Origin of the sequence: Thermoanaerobacterium sp. PSU-2 (assembly GCF_002102475.1) — a bacterium.
GTDB lineage: Bacteria > Bacillota > Thermoanaerobacteria > Thermoanaerobacterales > Thermoanaerobacteraceae > Thermoanaerobacterium.
On the sequence record NZ_MSQD01000006.1, the window covers coordinates 74,581 to 100,476 of the forward strand.

Annotated in this window: 29 protein-coding genes and 2 tRNA genes; 7 read left to right on the forward strand and 24 right to left on the reverse strand. The window is 34.8% G+C overall.

What is annotated here, in order from left to right:
* Positions 1-7 precede the first annotated feature (7 nt).
* The 3 genes from BVF91_RS06355 to BVF91_RS06365 form a co-directional block, all read right to left on the reverse strand.
* Complete coding sequence (locus BVF91_RS06355) at positions 8-730, reverse strand: MBL fold metallo-hydrolase (protein ID WP_085112624.1); 723 nt, start codon at positions 728-730, stop codon at positions 8-10.
* Between the two features lie 12 nt (positions 731-742).
* Positions 743-1,459 carry an HAD family hydrolase gene (locus tag BVF91_RS06360; RefSeq protein WP_085112625.1) on the reverse strand — a complete coding sequence of 239 codons (717 nt, stop codon included), beginning with the start codon at positions 1,457-1,459 and terminating at the stop codon, positions 743-745.
* 68 nt (positions 1,460-1,527) lie between these two features.
* Positions 1,528-2,046, reverse strand: a complete 519-nt coding sequence (locus tag BVF91_RS06365) for an ECF transporter S component (RefSeq protein WP_085112626.1) — start codon at positions 2,044-2,046, stop codon at positions 1,528-1,530.
* A 171-nt stretch (positions 2,047-2,217) separates the two neighbouring features.
* On the opposite strand from BVF91_RS06365, the gene BVF91_RS06370 reads away from it, so the two are divergent.
* From BVF91_RS06370 to BVF91_RS06380, 3 genes are read left to right on the forward strand one after another with little or no spacing between them, the layout of a single operon-like run.
* The gene (locus BVF91_RS06370; RefSeq protein ID WP_085112627.1) at positions 2,218-2,658 is read left to right on the forward strand and encodes a MarR family winged helix-turn-helix transcriptional regulator; all 441 of its coding nucleotides are present in this window, start codon (positions 2,218-2,220) and stop codon (positions 2,656-2,658) included.
* 22 nt (positions 2,659-2,680) lie between these two features.
* Entirely contained in the window at positions 2,681-3,481 is an 801-nt protein-coding gene (locus tag BVF91_RS06375) for an ABC transporter ATP-binding protein (RefSeq protein ID WP_085112628.1), read from the forward strand.
* Complete coding sequence (locus BVF91_RS06380) at positions 3,438-4,268, forward strand: ABC transporter permease (RefSeq protein ID WP_085112629.1); 831 nt, start codon at positions 3,438-3,440, stop codon at positions 4,266-4,268. The genes BVF91_RS06375 and BVF91_RS06380 overlap by 44 nt, the downstream gene beginning before the upstream one ends.
* Before the next feature lie 81 nt (positions 4,269-4,349).
* Here BVF91_RS06380 and BVF91_RS06385 read toward each other — a convergent pair whose 3' ends face one another.
* The 6 genes from BVF91_RS06385 to fdxA all read right to left on the reverse strand — a co-directional run bounded on the left by BVF91_RS06385 (position 4,350) and on the right by fdxA (position 10,074).
* Positions 4,350-6,959 carry a calcium-translocating P-type ATPase, SERCA-type gene (locus BVF91_RS06385; protein WP_085112630.1) on the reverse strand — a complete coding sequence of 870 codons (2,610 nt, stop codon included), beginning with the start codon at positions 6,957-6,959 and terminating at the stop codon, positions 4,350-4,352.
* 169 nt (positions 6,960-7,128) lie between these two features.
* Positions 7,129-7,320, reverse strand: a complete 192-nt coding sequence (locus BVF91_RS06390) for an aspartyl-phosphate phosphatase Spo0E family protein (protein ID WP_231560511.1) — start codon at positions 7,318-7,320, stop codon at positions 7,129-7,131.
* Between the two features lie 81 nt (positions 7,321-7,401).
* On the reverse strand, positions 7,402-7,605 hold the full coding sequence (locus BVF91_RS06395) for a hypothetical protein (RefSeq protein ID WP_085112631.1): 204 nt from the start codon (positions 7,603-7,605) through the stop codon (positions 7,402-7,404).
* Positions 7,606-7,691: 86 nt separating this feature from the next.
* Positions 7,692-8,876, reverse strand: a complete 1,185-nt coding sequence (locus BVF91_RS06400; RefSeq protein WP_085112632.1) for an alanyl-tRNA editing protein — start codon at positions 8,874-8,876, stop codon at positions 7,692-7,694.
* A gap of 49 nt (positions 8,877-8,925) precedes the next feature.
* Positions 8,926-9,798 (reverse strand): branched-chain-amino-acid transaminase, encoded by an 873-nt coding sequence (gene ilvE, locus BVF91_RS06405; protein ID WP_085112633.1) that lies wholly within the window; start codon positions 9,796-9,798, stop codon positions 8,926-8,928.
* A 105-nt stretch (positions 9,799-9,903) separates the two neighbouring features.
* Positions 9,904-10,074: a 4Fe-4S ferredoxin gene (gene fdxA / locus BVF91_RS06410; protein ID WP_013788306.1), complete on the reverse strand. Its 171-nt coding sequence runs from the start codon at positions 10,072-10,074 to the stop codon at positions 9,904-9,906.
* Positions 10,075-10,239: 165 nt separating this feature from the next.
* On the opposite strand from fdxA, the gene BVF91_RS06415 reads away from it, so the two are divergent.
* Positions 10,240-10,313: transfer RNA gene (locus BVF91_RS06415), tRNA-Gln, on the forward strand.
* 6 nt (positions 10,314-10,319) lie between these two features.
* Positions 10,320-10,392, forward strand: a tRNA-Glu gene (locus BVF91_RS06420).
* 130 nt (positions 10,393-10,522) lie between these two features.
* On the opposite strand, the gene gltA is transcribed toward BVF91_RS06420, so the two are convergent.
* The 5 genes from gltA to gltX all read right to left on the reverse strand — a co-directional run bounded on the left by gltA (position 10,523) and on the right by gltX (position 16,341).
* On the reverse strand, positions 10,523-11,905 hold the full coding sequence (gene gltA, locus BVF91_RS06425; RefSeq protein ID WP_240495834.1) for an NADPH-dependent glutamate synthase: 1,383 nt from the start codon (positions 11,903-11,905) through the stop codon (positions 10,523-10,525).
* A gap of 1 nt (position 11,906) precedes the next feature.
* Positions 11,907-12,761: a sulfide/dihydroorotate dehydrogenase-like FAD/NAD-binding protein gene (locus BVF91_RS06430; protein WP_085112635.1), complete on the reverse strand. Its 855-nt coding sequence runs from the start codon at positions 12,759-12,761 to the stop codon at positions 11,907-11,909.
* 190 nt (positions 12,762-12,951) lie between these two features.
* Entirely contained in the window at positions 12,952-14,151 is a 1,200-nt protein-coding gene (locus tag BVF91_RS06435; RefSeq protein ID WP_085112636.1) for an iron-containing alcohol dehydrogenase, read from the reverse strand.
* A gap of 251 nt (positions 14,152-14,402) precedes the next feature.
* Positions 14,403-14,828, reverse strand: a complete 426-nt coding sequence (locus tag BVF91_RS06440; RefSeq protein WP_085112637.1) for a gamma-glutamylcyclotransferase family protein — start codon at positions 14,826-14,828, stop codon at positions 14,403-14,405.
* 70 nt (positions 14,829-14,898) lie between these two features.
* The gene (gene gltX / locus BVF91_RS06445) at positions 14,899-16,341 is read right to left on the reverse strand and encodes a glutamate--tRNA ligase (protein ID WP_085112638.1); all 1,443 of its coding nucleotides are present in this window, start codon (positions 16,339-16,341) and stop codon (positions 14,899-14,901) included.
* Between the two features lie 128 nt (positions 16,342-16,469).
* On the opposite strand from gltX, the gene BVF91_RS06450 reads away from it, so the two are divergent.
* Positions 16,470-16,940 (forward strand): phosphatidylglycerophosphatase A family protein, encoded by a 471-nt coding sequence (locus tag BVF91_RS06450; protein WP_013788315.1) that lies wholly within the window; start codon positions 16,470-16,472, stop codon positions 16,938-16,940.
* Positions 16,941-16,975: 35 nt separating this feature from the next.
* Here the strand turns inward: BVF91_RS06450 and msrA are convergent, their stop codons facing one another.
* From msrA to BVF91_RS06465, 3 genes are all read right to left on the reverse strand, one after another.
* Positions 16,976-17,464: a peptide-methionine (S)-S-oxide reductase MsrA gene (gene msrA, locus BVF91_RS06455; RefSeq protein ID WP_085112639.1), complete on the reverse strand. Its 489-nt coding sequence runs from the start codon at positions 17,462-17,464 to the stop codon at positions 16,976-16,978.
* A gap of 65 nt (positions 17,465-17,529) precedes the next feature.
* Positions 17,530-18,591 (reverse strand): coiled-coil domain-containing protein, encoded by a 1,062-nt coding sequence (locus BVF91_RS06460; RefSeq protein ID WP_085112640.1) that lies wholly within the window; start codon positions 18,589-18,591, stop codon positions 17,530-17,532.
* Between the two features lie 41 nt (positions 18,592-18,632).
* Entirely contained in the window at positions 18,633-19,250 is a 618-nt protein-coding gene (locus BVF91_RS06465; RefSeq protein ID WP_085112641.1) for a ComEA family DNA-binding protein, read from the reverse strand.
* Positions 19,251-19,366: 116 nt separating this feature from the next.
* On the opposite strand from BVF91_RS06465, the gene BVF91_RS06470 reads away from it, so the two are divergent.
* Positions 19,367-20,623 (forward strand): D-alanyl-D-alanine carboxypeptidase family protein, encoded by a 1,257-nt coding sequence (locus tag BVF91_RS06470; RefSeq protein WP_085112642.1) that lies wholly within the window; start codon positions 19,367-19,369, stop codon positions 20,621-20,623.
* A gap of 21 nt (positions 20,624-20,644) precedes the next feature.
* Here the strand turns inward: BVF91_RS06470 and BVF91_RS06475 are convergent, their stop codons facing one another.
* The 7 genes from BVF91_RS06475 to BVF91_RS06505 form a co-directional block, all read right to left on the reverse strand.
* Positions 20,645-21,772 (reverse strand): DUF362 domain-containing protein, encoded by a 1,128-nt coding sequence (locus BVF91_RS06475; protein ID WP_240495835.1) that lies wholly within the window; start codon positions 21,770-21,772, stop codon positions 20,645-20,647.
* 88 nt (positions 21,773-21,860) lie between these two features.
* A complete protein-coding gene (locus tag BVF91_RS06480) occupies positions 21,861-22,517 on the reverse strand; it encodes a helix-turn-helix transcriptional regulator (RefSeq protein ID WP_014758946.1) in 657 nt (218 codons plus the stop codon).
* 132 nt (positions 22,518-22,649) lie between these two features.
* Complete coding sequence (rsfS, locus tag BVF91_RS06485; RefSeq protein ID WP_240495833.1) at positions 22,650-23,012, reverse strand: ribosome silencing factor; 363 nt, start codon at positions 23,010-23,012, stop codon at positions 22,650-22,652.
* Positions 23,013-23,039: 27 nt separating this feature from the next.
* On the reverse strand, positions 23,040-23,612 hold the full coding sequence (yqeK, locus tag BVF91_RS06490) for a bis(5'-nucleosyl)-tetraphosphatase (symmetrical) YqeK (protein WP_085112711.1): 573 nt from the start codon (positions 23,610-23,612) through the stop codon (positions 23,040-23,042).
* A gap of 4 nt (positions 23,613-23,616) precedes the next feature.
* Entirely contained in the window at positions 23,617-24,240 is a 624-nt protein-coding gene (gene nadD, locus BVF91_RS06495; RefSeq protein WP_085112645.1) for a nicotinate-nucleotide adenylyltransferase, read from the reverse strand.
* A gap of 96 nt (positions 24,241-24,336) precedes the next feature.
* On the reverse strand, positions 24,337-25,608 hold the full coding sequence (gene obgE / locus BVF91_RS06500; RefSeq protein WP_085112712.1) for a GTPase ObgE: 1,272 nt from the start codon (positions 25,606-25,608) through the stop codon (positions 24,337-24,339).
* Between the two features lie 19 nt (positions 25,609-25,627).
* Entirely contained in the window at positions 25,628-25,855 is a 228-nt protein-coding gene (locus BVF91_RS06505; RefSeq protein ID WP_085112646.1) for a Spo0B domain-containing protein, read from the reverse strand.
* Positions 25,856-25,896 lie beyond the last annotated feature (41 nt).

A 25,896-nucleotide genomic window follows, 5' to 3' on the forward strand; every position in this document is an offset into this window, starting at 1 on the left:
ATATCAATTATACGCAATATACTTCAAAAGGCTTGGCTATACTTGCATCATTTATCACTTCTGACACTTCTTTTTCATATTCTTCTATAGAGTGTTGTGGCCAAAGGTGTGTAACGACAAGCTTTTTGCAATGAGCAGCCTTTGAAATCTCTGCTGCCTGTTTTGCAGTAAGATGTGGGCCTTTCTCGTCATTTAGTAAATTGCCATCGCACAAAAATAAGTCGGCATTATTTGCAAAAGAAACAAGCTTATCATTGTAAATCGTATCACTGCTAAAGACAAAGGTTTTATCTCCATTATTGAATTTTACGGCAAATGTCTTAACAGGATGAACCATTTCTTTAAATGTTATAGTAAAATTTTCAATATCAAGTTTCAATGTCTCATCTATGTGTTTGATTTTAAACACATCATTAAATCCTAATTCTTCAATAACTTTTGAAGGTTCATCTGGACAATACACGTTTACAGGTTCATTTATATAACCTTTTTTCATCATTATATCCAACGCATATCTTAAAACCAGCATATCTACCATGTGGTCTGAATGCAAATGGGTTAATATTATGTATTTTAGATCTTTTAAATCATGATACTTTTGGTATCTGCTGATAATACCGCTACCACAATCTACAAGTACATTTACACCATTATCTTCCACCAAATAACCTGAACAAGCTCCATCTGCACCCGGATAAGGTCCATGCGAGCCAAGAATTGTCAATTTCACTTTAATCATCTCCTATCTAATAGCAGGCAATCTTTTAATATACTCATACAAGTCTTTATAATTTCCATGTTCAAATGCTGAAATGTCTTTTGATGTTCTATTAATCAAAAACTCATCCAATAGATATGTCTTAAAGCCAATAGTCCCAGCTATTACATCTTCATCAACATCATTGCCAATCATGATGCAATGTTGAGGCTTTTTCTCGAGTCTTTCTACGATTTCCTTGTAATATTGTATGTAAGGCTTGCAAAAGTGCATGTGCTCATAAGATGTGATAAAGCTAAAGTACTTATGGTCAATCCCTGCCCATCTCAATCTCTCTTTTATGGCTATACCTGGAAAAATGGGATTTGTAGCAAGTACAACGTCATATCCTTTATCAACCAGCAATTCTACACAGGCCTTAGCGTACTCGTTTTTACATACATTAGCTCCAAGGTTCTTATAGTCATTTTCATAGAAATCATTAAAAATCTCCATGATTTTATCCTTTGGGTATTCCACTAACTTCAAAAACGAATCAAAAAAGGCTTCTTCATTTGTCTTATCAGGATCCAAATTGTTTATCATGTCCATGCTGGCTGAATAAAGAGCTTTTTGGAAGTAATACTTATCGAAATAATCTGAGATTTTATTTGAAATAGCTTCAAAATACTCCATGATCATTTTGTCCGTGTCAACAGGAAGTAAAGTGCCATCAAGGTCAAACATCACTGTATCAATCATATTTCTTTCACCTCAATGCAATTCTCATATAAAATAATACATTTTTAAAAAGAAAAAAGCAAGGATATCTAACCTCGCTTTATATCTTTAAAGTATTTAACTTTTGACAACGAAGCCACAAGCACAGAACCAATGATTACGCTTCCTATCCCTTGAAGTATATTTCCTGGAACATCAGCAAGAGCAGCTTTTGAACCGTACATAAAAGCACCACCAATATAATACCCAAGCACCATCCACAATGCAGCTAATACAAAAACAGCTACTTGCACAATAAAACTAAAACTTTTATCTTCTTTTTTCAATAAAACAGCCACAATAAGCCCTTCCAATCCTTTTATGACCAATGTCCATGGGGCCCATAAAGCATATCCTGAAAGAAGATCAGCTAATGCCGAACCAATGCCTCCAGATACGAAACCTGCAAGAGGTCCTAAAATAGTAGCAGAAAGAAAAATAAAAGAATCGCCTATATTTATATATCCTTTCGTGTATGGCGTCGGTATTTGTATTACCATAGTACCAACAGCAATAAGAGCCGTCATAAGTGCGATGTAAACAAGTTTTTTTAAGCTATTTTCTTTCACACTCAATACCTCCCATATTTTTTAAAATTATTATAACATACAATTGTTATAATTCAATAAATACAATATACAAACAATTTATAATTTCTTATAACATGAAACTTTTGACATTAGGCGCAATATGTAATATAATAATATTACGGTTTACGAAATATTAGGGAGGCTGATATAATGGATGCCGAAATAAACTTATTAGAATATTTACTTCGGGAAATCAATCACAGAATGAATCTTGTGACTAGAAATTACTTAAACAATAAAGAAATTACCATGTCTCGGTTTTGGGTCTTAAACAAATTAAGCCAAGATGAAGCAATAACTATGAAACAACTACAGTCGCAACTTTTACTGTCTTCCAGCACACTGACAGGGCTAATCGACAATCTCGTTGCTGATGATTTGGTATACAGGTGGAGAGATGATAAGGATAGACGCCTTGTGTTTTTAAAGCTTACAGAAAAAGGTGCTGTGCTTCTAAACGAAATTTTAGAATACCGCACAAAGATGCTAAAAAAAATAGTCGATATGTGTGATGACAGTATAGACATTGGTACATTGAACAAAAATCTCAAAACCCTATTAAACGCATCAGGTGATGCTGCAATATTTTAAAAAATTTCAAGAAGGTGATTTTATGGACTTTGCAATCGAAATAAAAAATTTAAAGAAAAGATTTAAAGATTTTGAAGCAGTAGGTGGAATCACGTTTGACGTCAGAAAAGGAGAAATATTTGGCTTATTAGGTCCCAACGGTGCAGGAAAAACTACTACCATAAGAATGATAACAACATTGATGCCACCTACTTCTGGCAAAATACTTGTTGCCGGTTTCGATGCAAAAAAATACAGTGCAACAATAAGAAGATACATTGGATATGTGCCACAAGCTCTCTCTGCAGACTCCACCTTAACTGGATATGAAAATATGCTATTTGTGGCTAAGCTTTTAAGGCTTAACAAAAAAGAAAGAGAAGAAAGAATTGATTACATTCTTGACATTTTAAATTTGAATGATGCCAGAAACCGCTTAGTTAAACAGTATTCAGGTGGAATGATAAGAAGACTGGAAATAGGCCAAGCAATAATACACAAACCTGAAGTCTTAATACTTGATGAACCGACAGTGGGACTTGATCCTGTAGCAAGGCAAAATGTTTGGAACGTAATAGATACTTTACGAAAAGAAACCGGTCTTACAATTTTAATTACTACCCATTACATGGAAGAAGCAGAAGCTATATGTGGAAGAATAGCAATAATGAACAGTGGCAAAATTGCTGCCTTAGGAACTCCTGATGAATTAAAATTAAAAACCGGAAATCCAAACGCAACATTGGACGATGTATTTACATTTTTCACAGGAAATCAATTAGAGTCTGGAGGGAATTATCGTGAAACAAGTCAATTACGCAAAAGAATCCAAAGATTCAGTTAAGATGAGTTCTCCTATAAAAACAATTTTAGACTATATTTTGAATTCTTTTACAATCGCAGAAATAGAGATACGAAAACTGAAACATGATCCAACCGAATTACTTACAAGAGCAGTCCAACCAGTTTTATGGCTTCTTATCTTTGGTCAGGCATTTTCCAGAATACGAGCCATACCTACAGGAAATGTCAACTATCAGACATTTATGGCTCCAGGCATTTTAGCTCAATCAATGATGTTCATATCCATATTTTATGGTTTAAGCATAATTTGGGATAAAGATCAAGGAATACTTCAAAAGCTTATAGCAATGCCTGTTCCTCGAGCAGCTTTTGTCACAGGAAAAGCCTTTGGAGCAGGAGTCAGAGCAATAAGTCAAGTAATAATAATATTGTTTTTGGCGTTTTTGCTAAGACTTGACATAAAGTGGAGCATTTTAAACATAGTTATGAGCATATTGACAATTGTTTTGGGTGCCGCATTTTTTTCTTCTTTGTCAATGGCTTTAGCAGCCATAGTAAAAAGCAGGGAAAGATTTATGGGAATAGGACAGGTTATAACAATGCCATTATTTTTTGCCAGCAATGCAATCTATCCAATACAAATAATGCCACATTGGCTTCAAATAGTAGCGAGAATCAATCCTTTAAGTTACGTTGTTGAACTTTTGCGAGGATATCTAATAAATGGCAGTGTATCACAAGCAGGCATTTCATGGATGATACTTATATCTGCCACTGTCATAATTCAGATAATATCAGCAATTTTATATCCCCACATAGTAACATAAAACCGCTTTACACTTGATATGCCATGGTAGAGTAGCAAATGCTACTCCATCATGCAGCATGTCGTGCAAAGCGGTTTAAATTTACCTATTTTTGAAAAATGTCGCTTTTACTATTTCCATAATTACTAAAGGCAAAAGCGATAGCGCAATTACTACATCCCAATCGTATATGTTTATATTTTTTATATCAAAAATTGTATTCAATGGAGTCAATATGACTACAAGCTGAAGGAATATGGAAACCAATAGTGCAAGCACCATGTATTTATTTTTAAATAAGCCCACCTTAAAAACTGATTTAATTGATCTTGCATTCATCGCTTGTGAAAGCTGTGAAAAAGTCAAAACGGCAAATGCCATAGTTCTTGCATTAGTGATATTTTCCCTAAGCCCCAGCAGAAATGCTATAAAAGATACTAAACCTATCATGATGCCTTCGATTGGTATTCTGTACATAAGTCCATCTGAAAAGATGTTTTCATCCTTTGGTCTTGGTTTCTTAGACATTATATCTTTTTCAGCAGGTTCCACACCTAAAGCAAGAGCAGGTAGGCTATCTGTCACTAAATTCACCCACAATATATGAATGGGCTTAAGAGGCATTGGCATACCAGCCAATGTGGCAACCAAGAGAACAAGTATTTCGCCAATATTGCACGATAAAAGGTAATGTATAGATTTTTTTATATTCTCGTAAATGGTCCTTCCTTCTTCTACAGCAGCTACAATAGTTGCGAAATTATCATCTGTAAGCACCATATCAGCAGAATCTTTTGCTACATCTGTGCCTGTAATACCCATTGCAGCACCTATATCAGCCTGCTTTAGCGCCGGAGCATCATTTACACCATCGCCAGTCATAGCCACCACCGCATTGTTTTTCTGCCAAGCTTTTACTATCCTCATCTTATGCTCCGGAGAAACTCTTGCATACACTGATATGTTTTTTACCTTTTCGTAAAGCTCATCGTCTGTCATGGCTTCTAACTCTCTGCCATCTACAGACATATCATCTTTATCTAAAATGCCTAAATCTCTTGCAATAGCTACAGCGGTAATCTTATGGTCACCTGTTATCATGACAGGCTTTATACCAGCATTTTTGCATATTCTAACAGAATCTCTGACTTCATCTCTCGGCGGATCTATCATTCCTAAAAGTCCAACAAATACAAGATCTCGCTCAACATCCTGGCTTTCCAATCTTTCTGGTATATTATCAATATCTTTAAAAGATATGGCCAAAACTCTTAAAGCATCTTTCCCCATATTTTCATTTTCAATTCTAATCTTTGCCTTATCGTCATCGCTCAATTCTAATATTTTGCCATCTTTTAATATGTATCTACACCTTTCAATGACACTGTCAAATGCTCCTTTTGTTATAACCTTATAATTTTTATCATTTGATTTGTGGATGGTAGTCATCATTTTTCGTTCAGAATCAAATGGAATTTCGGCAACTCGCGGAAATTCTCTTTCTAATTCCGATTTTTTGGATACATATTTTTCACACGCTGATACTATAGCGACTTCAGTTGGATCTCCAAAGCTTTTACCTGACTCATCAATAAATGCATCTGTACAAAGTACCCCCTGCTCCAAAATAAATCCTGCTTTGCTGTCATATCTTTTAGTTAAGTCTATCTCTTTAAAATCAACAAAAACTTTCACTACAGTCATCTTGTTTTGAGTCAAAGTGCCTGTTTTATCAGAACATATCACATTTGCACTGCCTAATGTCTCCACCGCAGGAAGCCTTCTTAATATAGCATTTCTCTTTATCATCTTCTGTACGCCTAATGCCAAAGTGATAGTGACTATTGCTGGCAGTCCTTCAGGAATTGCAGCAACAGCAAGGCTTACAGATGTCATAAACATGTCAAATACCGGCCTTTTTTCCATAACACCTATCCCAAATATTATGCCACAAATGATAAGTGCTCCTGTACCCAGATATTTCCCCAGTTGCTCTAACTTTATCTGAAGAGGCGTCATCGTCGTCTCATCATCGTCTAACATCTTCGCTATTTTTCCCATCTCTGTGCTCATACCTGTCTCAGTCACCACAAATGATCCTCTCCCATAAGTTACAACTGTACCCATGTACACCATGTTGTGTCTATCGCCAATATTGAGATTTTTGTCTTTTAACTTGTCAGAAGTCTTTTCTGATGGAACAGATTCACCTGTAAGAGCTGACTCATCTATCTTCAGATTTGCAGACTCTATTATCCTTCCATCAGCAGGCACAAAATTTCCTGCTTCTAAAAACACTACATCACCTGGAACAATATACTGTGACTCTATCTCTACAACTTTTCCATCCCTTAATACACGGGACACTGGTGCAGACAATTTTTTAAGTGCTTCGAGAGACTTCTCAGCATTATTTTCTTGTATCATCCCTAAAAAAGCATTTAACAAGATTATGAATAAAATTATTACTGCATCTGTAATTTCACCCAGAAAAAACGAAATAATAGATGCAATTATCAAAATAATCACCATGTAATCTTTAAATTGGTCCAAAAACATGGACAAAATGGTTCGTTTTTTCTTTTCACTTAAAATGTTGGCACCATACTTTTCTAACCTCTCTTTAGCATTTTTTGATGAAAGCCCCTCCTCAGCATCCACATTTAATTCATTTAAAACCTCTTCTACATCATAAATCCAGCTTTCCTTCATCTTATTCCTCCTTGTTTCTTAATTTATGGTATAAATAAAGACCTTTATTTTGTATTATTCCACAAAATAAAGGTCTCACTCGCAAATTTGCTTAACCAGCCGGGTGTTTCTCACCGTACTGACGACTGATTAACGAAGAGTTACTCCCCTTTAGATTATTATAGCATATTTATTGGACAATATCACCATTTGTGCGATATTTTTTCGATTTTGTAGTACAGTATAGCACGATTAGATCGTCGAGTTTACGGCTTAGGTCAAGAATCATCTCGTATTTTACTTCTTCTTGCTTTATCAAATCATCAAGTTCATCTCGTAAATTGCTAATCTGCTCTTCCAATACAGATATCTTATTGTACATCATTAGTTCCCCTTTTCTAAAAATCGCATATACAATTTTATCATTAGGAACCAAAAAATTCAATAGGATAATGTAGAAATTTCATCTAATTTTTTCCACTAATTTTGACAATTTCTTATATATATCTACTATATCCCGTCCATATTCTATCTCCCAATCTTCACATCCCTCGCTAACTGTCAAAATTTCGCCATTATTAATGCATCTTAATATGTCATCATTTGAAATTTTTTGCTTGATTTTTTCCAACAAATCTTTTAACGATGACATTTCAATGTTTTCCATTTTAGCTCAACTCCTATAGAATATTCTAACTATAGTTATATATTCTATAAATGTTATTATTTTCCTGCATGTTTCTTAAATTTTTTTTAATATTTTGATATCAAGTTAACTGCTTTGTCTAACGCCAATCCCACTTTCTCCACTTTGCCACTTCCTTGGCATGTTTTTTGATTGCCTCCACCACTTCCCTCTATGACATCCAATATCTCTTTGAAAAATGAATTAATATCTATATCGACATCATCTGATCTTGATATGACAATATTACCGCAACCCATAGTGCTACACAAAATACAAATAATCCCCTTTTCTTTGGTAATTATCTGAGACAAAGCTCGCAGTTCTTTCATGTCTCTATCATTAAAAATTTTTGTCACCAACTTAAAGTTTTTTAAATTTACTGATTCTGCGACTAATTTTTCAGCTTCATATTGAAGTATATTATCTCTCATTCTGTTTAATTCCTTTTTTAGCTCTTTATTTTCATCCAATAATTTATGGACTTTTTCTAAGATTTCTTCTTCCTTTGCAGACAGCGTTGTTGTTAAACTATTTATGCAATTATTCTTCTTAAAATAATCATTAAGCGCCCTAAAGCCACAGACAAATTCAATTCTTAAGCCCTTTTTCGTTCTTTCAAATTTTTTTATCTTTACAACCCCTATTTCGCCCAAATTTTTCACGTGAGTACCACCACATGGTGAATAGTCAAAGTCTTTAATTTCTACTATTCTTATATTTTCGTCAACTTTAGGCTTTTTTCTTAAGGGTAATTTTTTCAAATCATCGTCTTTTACAAAGTACGAAATAACAGGTAAATTTAAATATATAAGCCTATTTGTTTCAATCTCGACTTTTTTAAGGTTATCTTCGCTTAGATCGCTGTTGGTCAATGTAATATGTGAGCTATCATCTCCAATGCTAAAGCTTTCTGTTTCTGCATTAAATAACTTATAAAATACTGCTGACAAAAGGTGCTGACCGCTATGCTGTTGCATATTGTCAAATCTCTTTTCCCAATCTATCTCACAACTTACCAAATCATTTTTAGGAGGCGTCTTCAAGGCATGGATGACTTTATCATCTCTTAAAAAGACATTTTCAACTTTTATGCCGTCAATAAATCCGCTATCTGCTGGTTGTCCACCGCTTTCAGGATAAAAATACGTCTTATCAAGTATAACTTCACAATATTCATTAGTATCATTAATATCAATGACTTTTGCAATAAATGAGCTTTTATAACTGTCATAATAGTACAATTTATCCATCTCATATCCTCCTTAAAGTTTAAAACGCATGGACTAGCCATGCGTTTTTTTAATATACCTTTGTTCCATACAAGGTTCTCACATTTTTAAATTCCTCAATGATCTTTTTCGTAATCTCGCCAGGCTTACCGTCACCGATGACTCTCTTGTCAACTTCAGTAACAGGAATTGCTTCCGCTGCAGTACCAGTCAAGAAACATTCATCTGCAGTGTACACATTGAAAAGTGAAAAATACTTTTCCACAACTGGTATTCCAAGTTTATTTGCTATATCTATGACAGTAGCTCTTGTAATGCCACCTAAAGCTCCAGCCGCAGATGGTGGTGTGTATAAAATACCGTCAGATACAATAAAAACATTGTCACCTGTACATTCCGCAACATACCCTTCTAAGTTTAATAAAAGAGCTTCTGGATATCCCGCTTTCACGGCTTCAATCTTTGCCAATATATTGTTAAGATAATTTAGAGATTTAATCTGTGGGTCTAATGTTTGAATGGAGTTGCGCCTAAACGTAGATGTGATAATTTTTAGTCCATTTTGGTACATCTCATCAGGATACAATGTAATCTTATCTGCAATGATAACTACTGTAGGCTTTGAACATTTATAAGGATCAAGCCCTAAATCGCCTTTCCCTCTTGAAACAACTAATCTTATGTATGCGTCTTTTAAGTTGTTTCTCCTTACAGTTTCTAAGACCTTATCGGCCATTTCTTCTTTAGAATATGGTACATCTAAAAGAAGTGCCTTAGCCATGTTGTAAAGTCTCTTTAAGTGATCATCCAATTTGAAAACAACACCATCATACGCCCTTATACCTTCAAAAACACCATCGCCATAAAGAAATCCATGGTCAAAAACCGAAACAGCTGCTTTTTCACTGTCTACAAAATCACCATTTAGAAAAACTACAGGCATTATGACTCCTCCTAATCTATCTAAAATATATTATTGTAGATTATACCACTTTGAAATTTTTAAGTCAATTAAACAAAAAGCCCCGAAAGGGACTTTTCGTTAATCTTATTCAGCTTTAATAGCTCCTGTTGGACATACTGGTTCACATGCACCACAATCTATACATGTATCAGCATCCACTTCGTATTTTCCTGTGCCTTCGTGAATAGCATCTACAGGGCATTCTGCAGCGCAAGCACCACAGCTTATGCATTCGTCTGTAATGATATGTGCCATTGTCATATCCCCCCTTTTATGTATACAGTATATAACTTCAAAGGATATTATATAGCATTTATATTAATATGTAAACACTTAAGGCAAGTTGATTTTTTATAAAATTTTTTTAACACCCCCTTGTCAAAAATAAAAACCCATGCTATAATAAGTTCTGTCAGTTGATGCCGAATGGTGTAACGGTAGCACCGGTGACTCTGGATCATCTAGTCTAGGTTCGAATCCTAGTTCGGCAGCCAATATTTGGCCTTATCGTCTAGTGGCCTAGGACATCGCCCTCTCACGGCGAAGACAGGGGTTCGACTCCCCTTAAGGCTACTTCTAAAAGCACCGCTTTAAAAAGCGGTGCTTTTCTTACGTTTAAAGCTAAGTAAATTTTAGAAGCAAAAACACCATTTATTGCATTTGACTATATACAACGCAATAAATGGTGTTTTACAGTTAAAAATCACTTTTCGCTTAAAAATTTGTGTATTGAAGCTGCAGCTTTTTTACCAGCTCCCATTGCAAGTATTACTGTTGCCGCACCTGTGACAGCATCACCACCTGCAAAAACTCCTATGCGGCTTGTCTCCAATGTTTCTTCGTTGACTATTATTCCGCCCCATCTTTGCTTGTCAAGCCCTTCTGTTGTTGATGTTATAAGCGGATTTGGACTTTGTCCTATTGCTACGATAACCGTATCTACATCTATTATGTGTTCAGAACCTTTTTCTTCTACAGGTCTTCTTCTACCTGATTCGTCTACTTCGCCTAAAACCATATTCACACATTCGATTCCTTTTACATTGCCACTTTCATCACCAATGATTCTTACAGGGTTTGTCAATAACTTAAATATGATTCCTTCTTCTTTTGCATGGTGTATTTCCTCAAGCCTTGCAGGCATTTCTTCTTCAGACCTTCTATACACGATGTATACTTCTTCTGCTCCCATGCGCTTTGCAGATCTTGCTGCATCCATCGCCACGTTTCCGCCGCCAACAACGGCAACTTTCTTGCCTACTTTCACAGGGGTGGGACTGTTAGGGAAGTCATAAGCTTTCATTAAATTAATCCTGGTCAAAAATTCATTTGCCGAGTAAACTCCGTTTAAGTTTTCTCCGGGTATACCCATAAATTTTGGCAATCCTGCGCCTGTTCCGATGAACACTGCTTCATACCCCATATCGAATAAATCATCGATTGTAAGTATCTTGCCTATGACCATGTTTGTCTCTATTTTTACTCCTAATTTTTTCAACGAATCAATTTCTTTTTGCACTATTTCTTTTGGAAGTCTAAACTCTGGGATGCCGTACATTAAAACACCGCCTGGTGTATGAAATGCTTCAAAGATGGTTGTATCATATCCCATTTTTGCAAGATCACCTGCACATGATAGTCCTGCAGGTCCAGATCCTATAACAGCAACTTTTTTGCCATTTGTCGCTGGTTTCTCTATTTTATCTTCTTTATTTTTCATGTGCCAATCTGCAGCAAATCTCTCCAGCCTGCCGATGGCTACAGGCTCTCCTTTTTTGCCTCTTGTGCATACCGATTCACACTGGCTTTCCTGTGGACATACTCTTCCGCATATTGCAGGTAAATTATTCGTTTCTTTTATCTTTTGATATGCACCTTCAAAATCTCTATTTGCTATCAGTTTGATGAACTCAGGTATTTTTACGTGAACAGGACAACCTTCAACACATGGCTGATTCTTGCATTGAATACATCTTTCAGCTTCTTCAACAGCCATGTTTTCTTCATATCCTAATGCAACTTCTTTGAAATTTTTGTTTCGCTGATTTGGCTCCTGCTCAGGCATTGGTACTTTTTTTAGCGACATGTTAGCCATTTAAGATGCCTCCTAACTTGCATTCATGTTCATAATTTTCTAATACTTTCTTCTCCATATCTTTATACATGTTCTGCCTTCTCATTGCTTCATCGAAGTCTACTTTAAGACCGTCAAATGCTGGACCATCGACACAAGCAAATTTTGTCTCTCCGCCAACTGTAACTCTGCATCCCCCACACATTCCTGTTCCGTCTACCATTATAGGGTTCATGCTGACCATAGTTGGTATGTTGTATTCTTTAGTTATATTGCATACCATCTTCATCATTATCAGTGACCCAATTGCAATTACTTCATCGTATTTGTTGCCTTTTTCTATTAATTCTTTTAATACATCTGTCACAAAGCCTTTCCGACTTTTTGTGCCGTCATCTGTCGTTATATAAAGGTTTTCACTAACTTTTTTCATTTCGTCTTCTAATATTACGTATTCTGCGCTTCTGCCACCTATTATGCTATCTACTGAAACTTTCATCTCATTTAGCATTTTTACTTTTGGATAAAGCGGCGCGACTCCAACACCACCACCGATTGCCAAAACTCGCTTCGTATCTTTTGAAAATTCAACAGGTTTTCCCAAAGGTCCTACAAAGTCATGCAATCTATCTCCAACATCTAACGTACCTAATTTCTTGGTGCTCATTCCGACTTCTTGAAATATTATAGTAATCGTGCCTTTCTCCCTATCATAATCTGCTATTGTCAAGGGTATGCGTTCACCCTTTTCATCTACTCTCACTATGACAAACTGGCCGGGTTTTGCCTTTTTTGCCATCAATGGAGCATTTATAACCATCATTTTGACAGTGGGATTCAATTGCCTCTTCTCTAAAATTTCGTTCATTGCTTTCGCACCTCCAAAGTTTAGTAATAAATTATGTCTGGCTTTATACCAGACATAATTTTTCACTTAATGATATATTATATATTTATATAACTAATGTCAAATATTTTTACATTAAAAACAACGAATTGTCTAATCATTTAACAAAATCGTAATAAATTTAACAAAACAAGACATTTTTTTATCAAAGTTAAAGAGATTCTAAATAAATCTTTTCAATGACAGATTCAGTAGCTTCAACAGGTGCAATAGATAACAATCCATCCAGGGAAGGAGTTGTTTTAGCAAGTTTCACAAGATTAGGAATATCATCTTTCGTAAACCCAAAATCAGATAACTTTTGAGTGCACCCCACATTAAAAAGCCATTCCTGAACTTTTTCTGCAACATGCTCCGCCTCAGCAGGCAGTCCTTTTAAACCAGGAACTATAGGACTATATACATCAGCCAACACTTCTGCTGTAGCTGGATAAATAGCTTTTACAACTGCTGGCAATATTGCTCCAAGTCCTAACCCGTGAGCGATTTCAGGTTTTACAGCACTTAAAGGATGTTCTAAAGCGTGAGTAAGATGTAAAAGGCCATTGTCAAAAGATATACCAGCTAATGCAGAAGCATACAGAAGGTAATATCTTGCCACTATATTTAAAGGATCATTTACAGCAGCAGGAAGATAACGAACAATCAATCTTACTGTTTCCTTAGCCGTAAGAATGCTATATGGAGATGCAACAAGTGTTGTAGCGGCTTCCGTAATGTGATTTAAAGCATCAACGGTAACTGCTATCGTCTGCTTTTTGTCAATCTTTGTCATAAGCGAAGGATCGTCTATAGCATACATGGGGTATAAACAATCATAAGCTATAGCTGGCTTATAATTTTTCTCAGGTATAGTAGCTACTGCAAATCTGTCTACCTCTGTTCCTGTACCATGTGTAAGATTTATAGCTATGATGGGAACAGCCTTGTCAGGAATAAATTTTTGCTCATAAAGTTCTCTTGCATTTTTATCAGTATATTTTAAAAGCACAGCCACGCTTTTTGCAGTATCTATCGGACTACCACCGCCAATTCCAATTACGGCTTTCGCTCCAGATTCACGTCCAATTTTGGCTGCTTCGTCTATCATGTCAACAGTAGGATTTGGGCCAACTTTATCGTAAAGTGAATATTTTAAATCAAGATCATCTAATACAGGTTTTACAACATCCCATGCTCCGCTAGTCTTATATGAGCCTTTTCCTGTTATAAAAATAACATTATTAATGCCATTAATTTTTAAATTTTCTAATATATCCTTTATCTTATGTATACTGCCAACGCCAAAATAAGTCGTATTTTTACAGCGAAGTTCAAAAATTTTGTTAGGATTCACCTTTGTTTCCCACATTTTTATAACCTCCTATTAGTTAAATTTATAACAAATTTCATATTATATTATAGTACCTTTCCATCGAATAGTCAAATTCAAATCAAAAATATCAAAAATTCTTTATCAAAAAAACATAGCTATTAATGCTATGTTTTTAAATTCTTTTATTCTATCTGTTTGATGTTTTGTTGTAATTTTCAAGCGCACTATTGACACTCTTTTCGGCATCATCGAGTGTCCACTCATATTAAATACATGTAACGTTTATGTTAATTTCTTAAAATATTCTCTATAAGTTCAACGTCAAAACCCGCATCTATGTAACCTTGCTTTATTACATTGTAATACCTTTTGCTAGGTTTTCCTACATCATTTCCCGGATTCATTATATATGTCATGGCTTTTATTGATTTGCCTTCGCAAATTGCTTCTACAATCTCTTTCCTATAAAGATACGGATAATCTTCATATTTATCCAAAGCATCCTCGTCTTTCTTTCCTATTTCCCACAAAAGAGACGGTACAAAACTGCCATTTGATGGTTCAATTGTGGCATAGGCAAAACCATTTTTGCCTCTAAATACAAGTTTCCAATTTTCGATTATGGCAGGCCCTATCAGTTGTGCATTTGGACATCTTTTCATCATTTCCGTAAAATTCATATTACTGCCATAAGCCAAATAAAGCTTTCCCATAGGTTCATCTCCTAATTAAGTTTACCGTAAAAGTTATATTTAAACAAAAGTAAGAGAACAGAATATCCTCTTACTTTTGTTTAATGCTTTCAATATACTTTATCGCTTTTTCTATCCTTTCAACAGTCTTCTCTTTGCCCAATAGCTCCATTATATCAAATAAACCTGGTCCAAACGTTCTGCCAGATATAGCAAGCCTTGTTGGATGAAACAAATCACCGCTTTTTATGTTCAATCTTTCTATCAAATCACGGTACGCATTTTCAGTTTCAATTAAATTAAAATCATCTACTGTCTTAAGTGCTTCAACGGCTTCTCTAAGTATGTTTTCGACTCCATCCTTTTCAAAATACTTTTTAACGCCCTTTTCATCGTAGGAAAAATCATCTACAAAGTAGTATGACATAGCATCTGCTATTTCGCTTAAAGTCTTTTCCCTCTCTCTTACAGCACTTACAATCTTTTTTATATAATCATAATCGTATTCATCGCCTATTAATCCTTTGCTAATCAAAAATGGTATAACTTCTTTTGTCAATCTATCTACATCGCAATCCCTTATGTAAATGCCATTTAACCAAGTAAGCTTTTTTGTATCATATATAGCCGGATTTTTAGATACTCTATCTAAAGTAAATTCTCTTACACTTTTTTCTGTAGTAAACACTTCTTCGCCATCTGACGGCACCCATCCTAAAAGTGTGATATAGTTTATGATTGCCTCAGGCAAGTATCCTAAATCTCTAAACTCTTGTACAGACGTAGCTCCATGTCTTTTGCTGAGTTTACTTCTATCAGGCGCCAATATCATCGAAACGTGTGCAAATTCTGGTTTTTCAAACCCTAATGCTTCGTATATAAGGATCTGCTTTGGAGTGTTTGATAAATGCTCCTCTCCTCTTATTACATGGCTTATCTTCATTTCATAATCATCTATTACCGTTGCGAAATTGTATGTAGGCATATTATCTGACTTCATTATGATAAAATCATCAAACGTTGAATTGTCAAACTCAACATCACCTCTGATTATATCGTGCACTACCGTTTTTCCTTCCTTTGGCACTTTCAATCGTACGACGTATTTTTTGCCTTCATCTATGTACTTTTTTACTTCATCAGGCGATAAATTCCTACATTTACCTGTATACATAGGGGGTTTTCCGGCCTTTTGCGCTTCGCTTCTCATTACATCAAGCTCTTCTTTCGTGCAAAAACAATAATAAGCTTTGCCTTGTCGTACCAGCTCATCAGCATACTTTTTATACAGCTCAAGTCTTTTTGACTGGTATACAGGCCCTTCATCCCAATCGATACCAAGCCACTTAAGTCCGTCTAATATGGCCTTCATTGAGTCACCAGTTGAACGCTCTAAATCTGTATCATCAACTCTTAAAATTAACTTTCCATTGTTGTGCCTTGCAAAAAGCCAATTAAATAACGCTGTTCTGGCACCGCCAATATGTAAATTGCCTGTTGGGCTTGGTGCAAACCTAACTCTTACCTCGTTCATATAAACATCCCTTTCCTGCTGTCTATTGGATTTAAAACTAATTTAGATTATACTTTAATATATAATATTTTTCAACAATTGCACATAATATATGGTTACACGACATTAATATTTTAAGGAGGCGCAAAATGAAGGATATAATCGTAAATTTGTTAAAAGAACGTGGAGTAGATATTGAAGACATGGCTAAACTTGTATTAGAGCTTCAAAAAAAGTATTACGATCTAACTATGGATGAGGCAATAGAAAGCTTAAATGCAGTTTTAGACAAAAGAGAAGTTCAAAATGCCGTATTGACAGGCATAACCCTTGACAAACTTGCAGAGAAAAACATGTTAGAAGAACCACTTCTATCAATTCTTAAAAGAGATGAACCACTATATGGGATTGACGAAATCTTAGCCTTAAGCATTACAAACATCTACGGATCAATTGGGCTTACTAACTATGGCTACTTAGATAAAGTAAAACTCGGCATAATAGGAACATTAAATGAACATAAAGATGAAAGGTGCAATACATTTATAGATGATTTAGTGGCTGCAATAGTTGCTGCGGCATGTTCGAGAATAGCTCACTCCATCAAAAGCGGAAAATAGATTAAAAAGGGGCTTACTAAAAATGCCCCTTCGTTTTACCTTTTTTCAAAAAGTTCTCTTGGTATATGGCAATAGCCGTTTGGATTTTTCTTAAGGTACTTCTGGTGATATTCCTCAGCGTCGTAAAAATTTTTAAGCGGCTCGATTTCAGTTACGATTGGCTTTTCATATTTTTTCTGCTCTTCTTCCTTAGATCTTAATATAACATTAACATCATCGTCATCTATATAGTAAATTCCTGTACGGTACTGCGTACCTATGTCATTGCATTGTCTATTTTTAAGTGTTGGATCTACGATCTTCCAATAACTTCTCAGCAAATCTTCTAACGATATAATTTTTTCATCGTATTTTACATAACAGGCTTCAGCAAAACCTGTCGTATTTGTACAGACTTCTTCGTATGTTGGATTTTCCTTATTTCCATTTGCATATCCAACTTTCGTCTCAATTACTCCGTCTATGGTGTCAAAGTAGGCTTGGACACCCCAAAAACATCCACCTGCTAAAACTATTTCTTTCATAGCTACTCCTCCTCATAAGAATCTAATATAAGTCTAACACACTAAATAGCCAAAGAAAAATATTTTTATTTTATTCTTGACAATGTAAACTTCACTTCACCCGCATTTGTCTCAACACTCACTAATTTATATTGTTTTAATGGACTTTCAAAATCCAAAACAGTATTGTAGTTTTTTATAAGATTGTTTAAGTCTTCTCCCGTTATCTCCACACCTTTTACATTAATTGACGTAACTTTGAAATCAATTTTTCCATCATTCACCTCAAAATTTCCATATAAAGTGTAATTATCCCCATCAGATAAAGTAAATCCGCTATCATCGAATATGATCTTTACATTTTTTAATACATCATTATAATTGTCAATCATATTGCTTATTGATTCATCGCTAAATGATGCTGATACCGAATCAATTTGAATATCGAAGTTATCAGGCTGAAGGCTGTTCCAAGGCAGCTTTGAAAAATTATTTAGCAAAAAATCAAGAGATGGTATGCCGCTTTCCACCGACGCGCTTATGTCTAATATTCTTTGGTAATCACTAATTTGCTTTTTGATATTGTCAAGCATTGCACTTTTTTCGCTTTCTAATTTATTTAAAGTCAAAATCGCATTTTTTTGTTCTTCTATTTTTTTCCTCAATTCATCTCTCTGATGGCTTAATGCCTCTTCTTCAGTTTTTTTATTTTTTAAGAGGTAATTTATGTGATCTAATTTGTTGTAAAAGTAATTAGTAATTATATCTATGTATATCAATCTGTGCAAAAGCTCTGATGCGTTGTTTGACATCAGTAAAAGAGATAATATGGTATTTGTACCATTCATGTACAAAAACCTAAACCAACTTTTTATATTATTTCTCTCATTCACGATTTCTCTGCTTATGCCTGATATCTCTTTTTCCATTGAGTCGATTTGTTTTGTGGTATCTGCGATTTCAGAATTGAGTTTTTCCAATAAATTTGATGCTCTTACTTTTTCCATGTCTAAATTAAATAGCTCAATTACGATTTTTTGTTCCTCAACCTGAGCATTTTTTAAATCTGATGCAGGGTCAGAATAAATCGTTTTAATATTTGAAAACAGCAATAGAAATATCAAAAGTATTGACACGTATTTCTTCATAATTTCTCCCCATTATGTTCTATATGGAACAAATTTACATTTCAATCAACTGTTATCTTATCTTTTATTTGTTCAAAAAGCTTTGGCCCAATCCTTGAAACATTCATAATATCCTCTATTCTTTGAAAATTGCCATGTTGCTCTCTAAAATCTATTATGCGCTGTGCAGTGACTTCGCCAATTCCCGGCAGCGTATCAAGCTCTTCTTTTGTAGCAGTATTAATATTTATCTTTCCATTTGTTGCATTGGAACTGCTGGATTTGTCGTTAGAAGCATAATTTTCTCCTATTTTCGGCACTTTTATCATCTGCTCATCTTTTAACTTTTCGGCTAAATTTATATCTGAAAGATCTGCACCATCCAAAGCTCCTCCTGCCATTTTTATAGCATCATCGATTCTATCGCCTTCTCTCATAGTGTATACTCCAGGCGATTTGACAAGACCGGTTACATACACTTTTATTTCTTTGGACTTTTCATTTTCTATTGTTTCACCTGTATTGGAATTGTTTATTAAATTCTTATCGCTTTTAATGTTGACAATATCACCATTCTTTTGAGCTTTACTTTTTTCAAAGATAAAGTATCCTGTCAATAATGAAGCTATTATCAATAAAACGATAATTCCATATTGTTGACTTTTGGTTAATTTAAACATACTCCACCTCTTTCGATTTTGCTATATAAATATTTCTACATTTTTATATAAATTCCTTTTTAAATTTCATATTTTTTTGATATACTAAAATTATAAGCGTATATGGAGGCAAAAGCATGAAAAAAATAGTTTCTATTATTACGGTTATTATATTTTTGATTAATTTTATACCAAAAGTATATGGAATGGAAAATCCACCGCAAATTGTAGGGCCTACAGCGGTACTGATGGATTTCACTACTGGTCAAGTCCTTTACGACAAAAATATGAATCAAAAGATGTATCCTGCCAGCACAACAAAAATTTTAACGGCGATTATCGCCATTGAAAAAGGAAAATTAAATGATGTAGTAACTGTAAATGATGATGTCAAAAATATCGATGGAAATTCTATCTACCTTGTACCAGGAGAAAAGCTTACATTAGAGCAATTGCTTTATGCTATGCTTTTAGAGTCTGCTAATGATGCTGCAATTGCAGTAGCTGACCATATCGGCGGCAGCATACAGGGTTTTGCAAATTTGATGAATGAGAAGGCAAAAGAAATTGGTGCTAAAGACAGCCATTTTGTCAATCCAAATGGATTGCCAAATACTGATCATTATTCAACACCATATGATATGGCATTAATAGCAAGGTATGCGATGAAAAATGCTACATTTAGAAAAATTGTAAGCACTATACATTACCAGATACCGCCTACTAACAAATTTGATAAGCCAAGAGATCTCTGGATTAGTAATAGATTGATAAAGCCCACAAGCTTTCATTACGACGGGGCAGATGGGGTAAAAACCGGTTACACTATTGCTGCTAACCAAGTTTTTGTCGGTTCTGCCACAAGAAATGGCCACAGGTTAATATCTGTAATCATGGGTGATGAAGGCACAAATATATGGACAGATACAATAAAATTATTGAACTATGGTTTTAATAATTTTGACCTTGTAAATCCTTTAGAGCAAAATTCAATCGTAACATACGTAGACATCGGAAAGGTAAAGTTTAAATTGCCTCTTATTGCAAAAGACTCATTCTACTATGTAGTGCCAAAAGGACAAGAAAACAATATTAAGTCATCTATTTCGGTCGATAAAAATATAAATGCACCTGTAAAAAAAGGGACTACGTTAGGCATGATTAATTTCACACTAAACGGAAAACCTATTGGAAGCGTACCACTTATAGCAGATGAGTCGGTTTATAAAAATTACTTAGGAACATACTACAATGGAAATAAAACTACTGTAATTAAAGATTACAGCACAATCAGATCTTACGCTGAACTTTTACTTGGGTTAGCAATAGTGATGATATCAATTCTGCTATGGCTTAAAAAGAGGGCGAGAAATAAATTTATCTTCATAAAATAAAAAGGGTGAACAACCCTTTTTTTATCTATAAAACAATTTTGCAATCGATGGTTTTTTTATGCTTACTGCTTTATGAGGACACAGCTCTTGACAGCAAAAACACCTAATACATGTTTTAAGATCTACAACTGGTTTATTTCCAACCATTTTTAGCGCTTTAGGAGGACAATTTGACACACATATTCCACAACTTTTGCATATATCATGATGAAAAATCGGATACGGCTTTACATGTCTATCTAAATATCTCGATAAAAATGGTGGAATCTTTTCAGTCACGCTAAATCCTCTTAGCGTTGGTATGTCAAAATCATCTATTTTCACATCTTCTATATTCATACCTGCGATTATTATATCTTCCATACGACCCAAACCACGCCTTTGCGCCATAAAAACTGTCGGCACATCTTGATGTTTTAAACCGATGATTGATGTAGCTACTGTATCAAGGGCAAAAACATCATCCGATGAAATAATTAATCCGACTTTTTTTGGACGTCCAGCAGACGGGCCATTTCCTTCCATTGCAACTACAGCATCCATTATCGTCAATACTGGCTTTAAAATTGTATTTATGTCGATCAACATGTCTGAAAAATCTTTCACATCCGGCATTGAAAGGTGATAACCCGCTTTTACAAGCCCTGGTATGGCACCAAACTGATTCTTCACAGCTCCCGTGTAAACCGTCAAACCATGTGTCTTCAATTTTGGCATTGACACAATAGCATCACATTCCATAAGGGCTTTCATGAAAGTAGCTTGTTTGATAATCTTTCCGGACGGTATTTTTACTTCTACTTCTTCTGTGTCATAATTTAATTCAGCACCAGTTCTTGCTGCAACATCTGCCATGCCTGTCGATTCATAAATAGACTTTAAAGCTCTATAAGAAAAAGGCCCTGCTGGACTATCACCTATGACAGGTATAGCTCCAATTGCTTTAATAGCATTTGCAACTGCTTCAACTATTGAAGGATGTGTCGTTACAGCATCATCAGGTCTATTTTTCTTTAAAAGGTTTGCTTTAAGAAAGACTCTCTGTCCTTTTTTTATGTACTTTTCAATCTCACCTAAGTTTTTAAAAGAATTTTCCAATGCAACCTTTACATCATTTTGAGAATAAGAAGGACAATTTTCAATAGACACGGTATACAAGATATACGCCACCTTTAAAAATATATTTTAGACCAAAATATTAAAGGAATGCAGCTTATGCACATTCCCATAATCAATTTTAATATTTGCCAAGGTCATCCCCTACTCTTATCTCATCAAGGTAATTGTATATGGTATATCTGGATACGCACAGTATTTTTGCAACATAGTCTATCGCACCTCTTATCAAGAAAGTGCCTTTAGCATCTAACATCTTAACCATATTGACCTTTTCCTCTTTAGACATAAAGTTGACAGGTTTACCGTAATTCTCTATCGTAGTGTTTACAATGTTCTCCAGCACTTCGTTTACGCTTCCTCCATAAGGCTCAACCGGAGCTTCTTCTCCATCGTTTATTTCGCAGAGATCTTCTAACGTATTCTTAACCATTATATATTCTGAAATGTCGATATTTATGCACAAACATCCTATCGGTTTTCCAGCATCATCTTTAATGTATACAATGGTAGACTTTAGTATCTTTCCATCTCTTCCCTTAGTTTTGAAATTGACTTCGTTGTCAGTTTTATTTGCCTTAAGCGATTTTAGAATAGCTTCTGGTATAGGGTTTCCAATCTCTCTGCCTGTAATATGTCCATTTCCAACAGCAATTGCAGAACTTTGCAAATTTGAAAAATCGTAAAGAACGACTTCACAATTCTTGCCAAACGTTTTGGCGATGCCATCTACAACTGGTATAAAATTTTTTAATAGTGGATGTACTTTTGTAGGCACTTATATCCCCCCTAAAACTTCAAATATAAATTAAACTAATTTAAAGATTAAATAATTTATTGAATACAAGATTACAAAAAAACCTCCCTGCCTTCTCTGCAGGCCACGGAGGTTTATATTAAATTCATTATACTAATCTGATAAAGCATTGTCAAGAGCTATTTCTTTGGCATCACCCCAAAGCCTTTCTAACGAGTAAAAGTTTCTTTCATCTTTAGTAAAAATATGAACTACAATGCTACCGTAATCCATCAATATCCACGTAGCCGAATTGTATCCTTCTATGTGATTTACATATACGCCATCTTCAGCAAGTTTTTCTGAAATTTCATCACATAAAGATTTTACATGAGTTGTAGACGTACCACTGGCAATCACAAAATAATCGGCAACTGTAGTAAGCTCTCCCACATATAGTCCTTTAATATCAAGTGCTTTTTTATCATCCAGTATTTTTAAAATTTTTAATGTTAGCTCAGTGCTTTTCTTATCCAATGTAATACCTCCGAACATAAAATTTTATCAAATATATTTTGTCTTAATTATCATATCATTGCGAGCAATTACTGTTTTCTGGTATAAAAGCTGTCCTTTCTCGATCACATATTTTATTGTTTCGTCTAATGCCATAATTACTGCTTCATCAAGGTTTTTATATGCCATTTCTCTCAAGTTTTCTACTCCATCAAAATTCCTGTTTGGCTCTATATAATCAGCTAAAAATATTATCTTATCCAAAAGCGTCATATCTCTATCTCCGGTAGTATGAAGCATTATGGCGCGTTTTATTTCATCGTCATGTATGCCAAAGTAGTCTTCTATCATATATCCTCCTACAGGTCCGTGAAGCAATGTTGGCGATTTTTCTAAGACGTCATCTATTTGAATTCCGTACTTGTTTGCTAAGGCAACAAGCTCATCTTCTCTTAAATTTTTTGCGCAGTCATGAAGTAATCCTGCAATTTTTGCCTTTTCTACATCTATGCCGTATCTTACAGCCAATTTTTCAGACGTATCCATAACACCTAATGAATGATTAAATCGCTCATCACTTAATAATTTTTTCAATTTATCAGCAAAAAATTCAAAATCCACACTATCAACCTTTCTTATAAAGTCCAGCTTTTTCAATGTACCTTTCTACAGACTCTGGCAGCAAATACTTGATTGGTCTGCCTTCAGATACCCTATTGCGTATGTCTGTGGATGATATGGCTAATGACGGTACAGTTACCTGAAATATATCTTTATTGTATATTCTCTTGATGTAATCAATCTTTTCGCTTATGCTATCGCCAGCATAACCCGGCCTTGTGGCAGCGACAAAATTGCACATCTTTAAAAGCTCTTCAGCGTTTTTCCATGTCAAAATTTCTAGTATGGCATCAGCACCTGTTATGAAAAATATCTGTGTTTCTTCTCCGTATATTTTTTTAAACTCTTTCAGAGTATCAATAGTATACGTGTACCCTTCCCTCTCTATTTCAATAGCAGATACTTCAAAATACGGATTTGTAACGGTAGCAAGGATAGTCATCAAATACCTTATTCTCTTATCAGTAATGTTTCTTTTGACTTTATGTGGCGGATTGCCTGACGGGACAAATATAACTTTGTCCAAATTAAATTGATCTCTGACAGCCTCCGCTGTGACAAGGTGGCCAAAATGTATTGGATCAAAAGTACCACCCATAATGCCAATCCTTTGTAAGTTGTTAGTCATCTAAATATCCTCCACTTGAAATTCAAAAACAATTTTCATACGTAAATTATACAATAATAAACTTTTAGAGACAATATTAGATAAACAGCATATCTTTTATTCATAATACTCGAATTCAAAATCCCTCACATTTATTGCATCTCCATCTTTAAATCCTTTCTCTTTAAGCATATCTATCACACCGGACTTTTTTAATATCATTTCAAAATATCTAAGTGAATTTTCATCTTGAAGGTTTACTCTTTTCAACAATCTATCTATTTTCGTTCCACTTAAATAGTAAACACCATTTTTTACTTCGATTTCAACAGTTTCTTCTTCCTTTGGCATATTGTAGATAATGACGTCTTCTGTATTTTCCTCAACATCTACCTTAAACTTGTCAAGCATCTCTATCGTCTTATCAAGAAGTCCGTCAATACCATCACCTGTCATAGCAGATATTTTAAAGACATCATATCCAAGATTTTTCATCTTTGCAATGATATCATTTAAATTAATCGATGACGGATCAACTGCATCTATTTTATTTAAAACAGCAATTTGCGGAATTTCTTTTAATCTGTCGCTGTACAAATACATTTCATCATTTATTTTCTTAAAATCGTCTATAGGATCCGACATCGGATCTGATACATCCACAATGTGCAATATCAACTTTGTCCTCTCAATATGCTTTAAAAAATCATATCCAAGACCTTCACCTTTATGGGCGCCTTCAATAAGTCCTGGTATATCAGCCATGACAAAGGACTTTCCTTTATGGTATACGACACCTAAATTGGGATATAAGGTCGTAAATGGGTAATTTGCTATTTTAGGCCTTGCATTTGTACATGAAGCAAGCAATGTGGACTTTCCAGCATTAGGAAACCCTACAAGACCTACATCTGCTAATAACTTTAGCTCCAATCTCACATAAAGCTCTTTGCCTTCCTCACCGCTTTCTGCAAATCTTGGAGTTTTTAAAGTTGCTGAAGCAAATTTTGCATTCCCTCTTCCGCCTCTGCCACCTCTCAACACTATCGCTTTTTGCCCAGGTTTTGCAAGATCTGCTATCAACTCATTGGTGTCATCCCTTATTATTTGAGTTCCAACAGGAACTTTAATATATAGATCATCACCATCTTTGCCATATTTGTTATTTCCGCTGCCATTCTCACCACTTTCTGCAACGTATTTCCTTTTGTATTTAAAGTCCATCAAAGTAGAAATATTAGGATCGGTAATAAATATCACATCACCGCCTTTTCCTCCATCACCACCGTCAGGACCACCATACGCTACATATTTTTCTCTTCTAAATGATATAACACCATTTCCACCATTTCCCGACTTTATATAAATTTTCGCACTGTCTATAAACACATCATCACCCACTTTAAATTTATTTCTCTTCTATCTTATTTTTAATAAAATTCATGATACTATCCATATCGCTATTAAATACATTGCGCTCATTGTTGCACTCATCAATGATTTTTTGAATGTAGTCATAAATCTTATCAGACTTACCAAGCTGTGCATATCCTAGCAAAACTTGAAGGTCATTTATGTACTCATGCCTTTTTAAATTTATGTATTTTATCAAAAATTCATCTTCCCGTTTAGACATCTGCATCAGCTCCTTAAGCTAAATTTCGATTTACCTATATT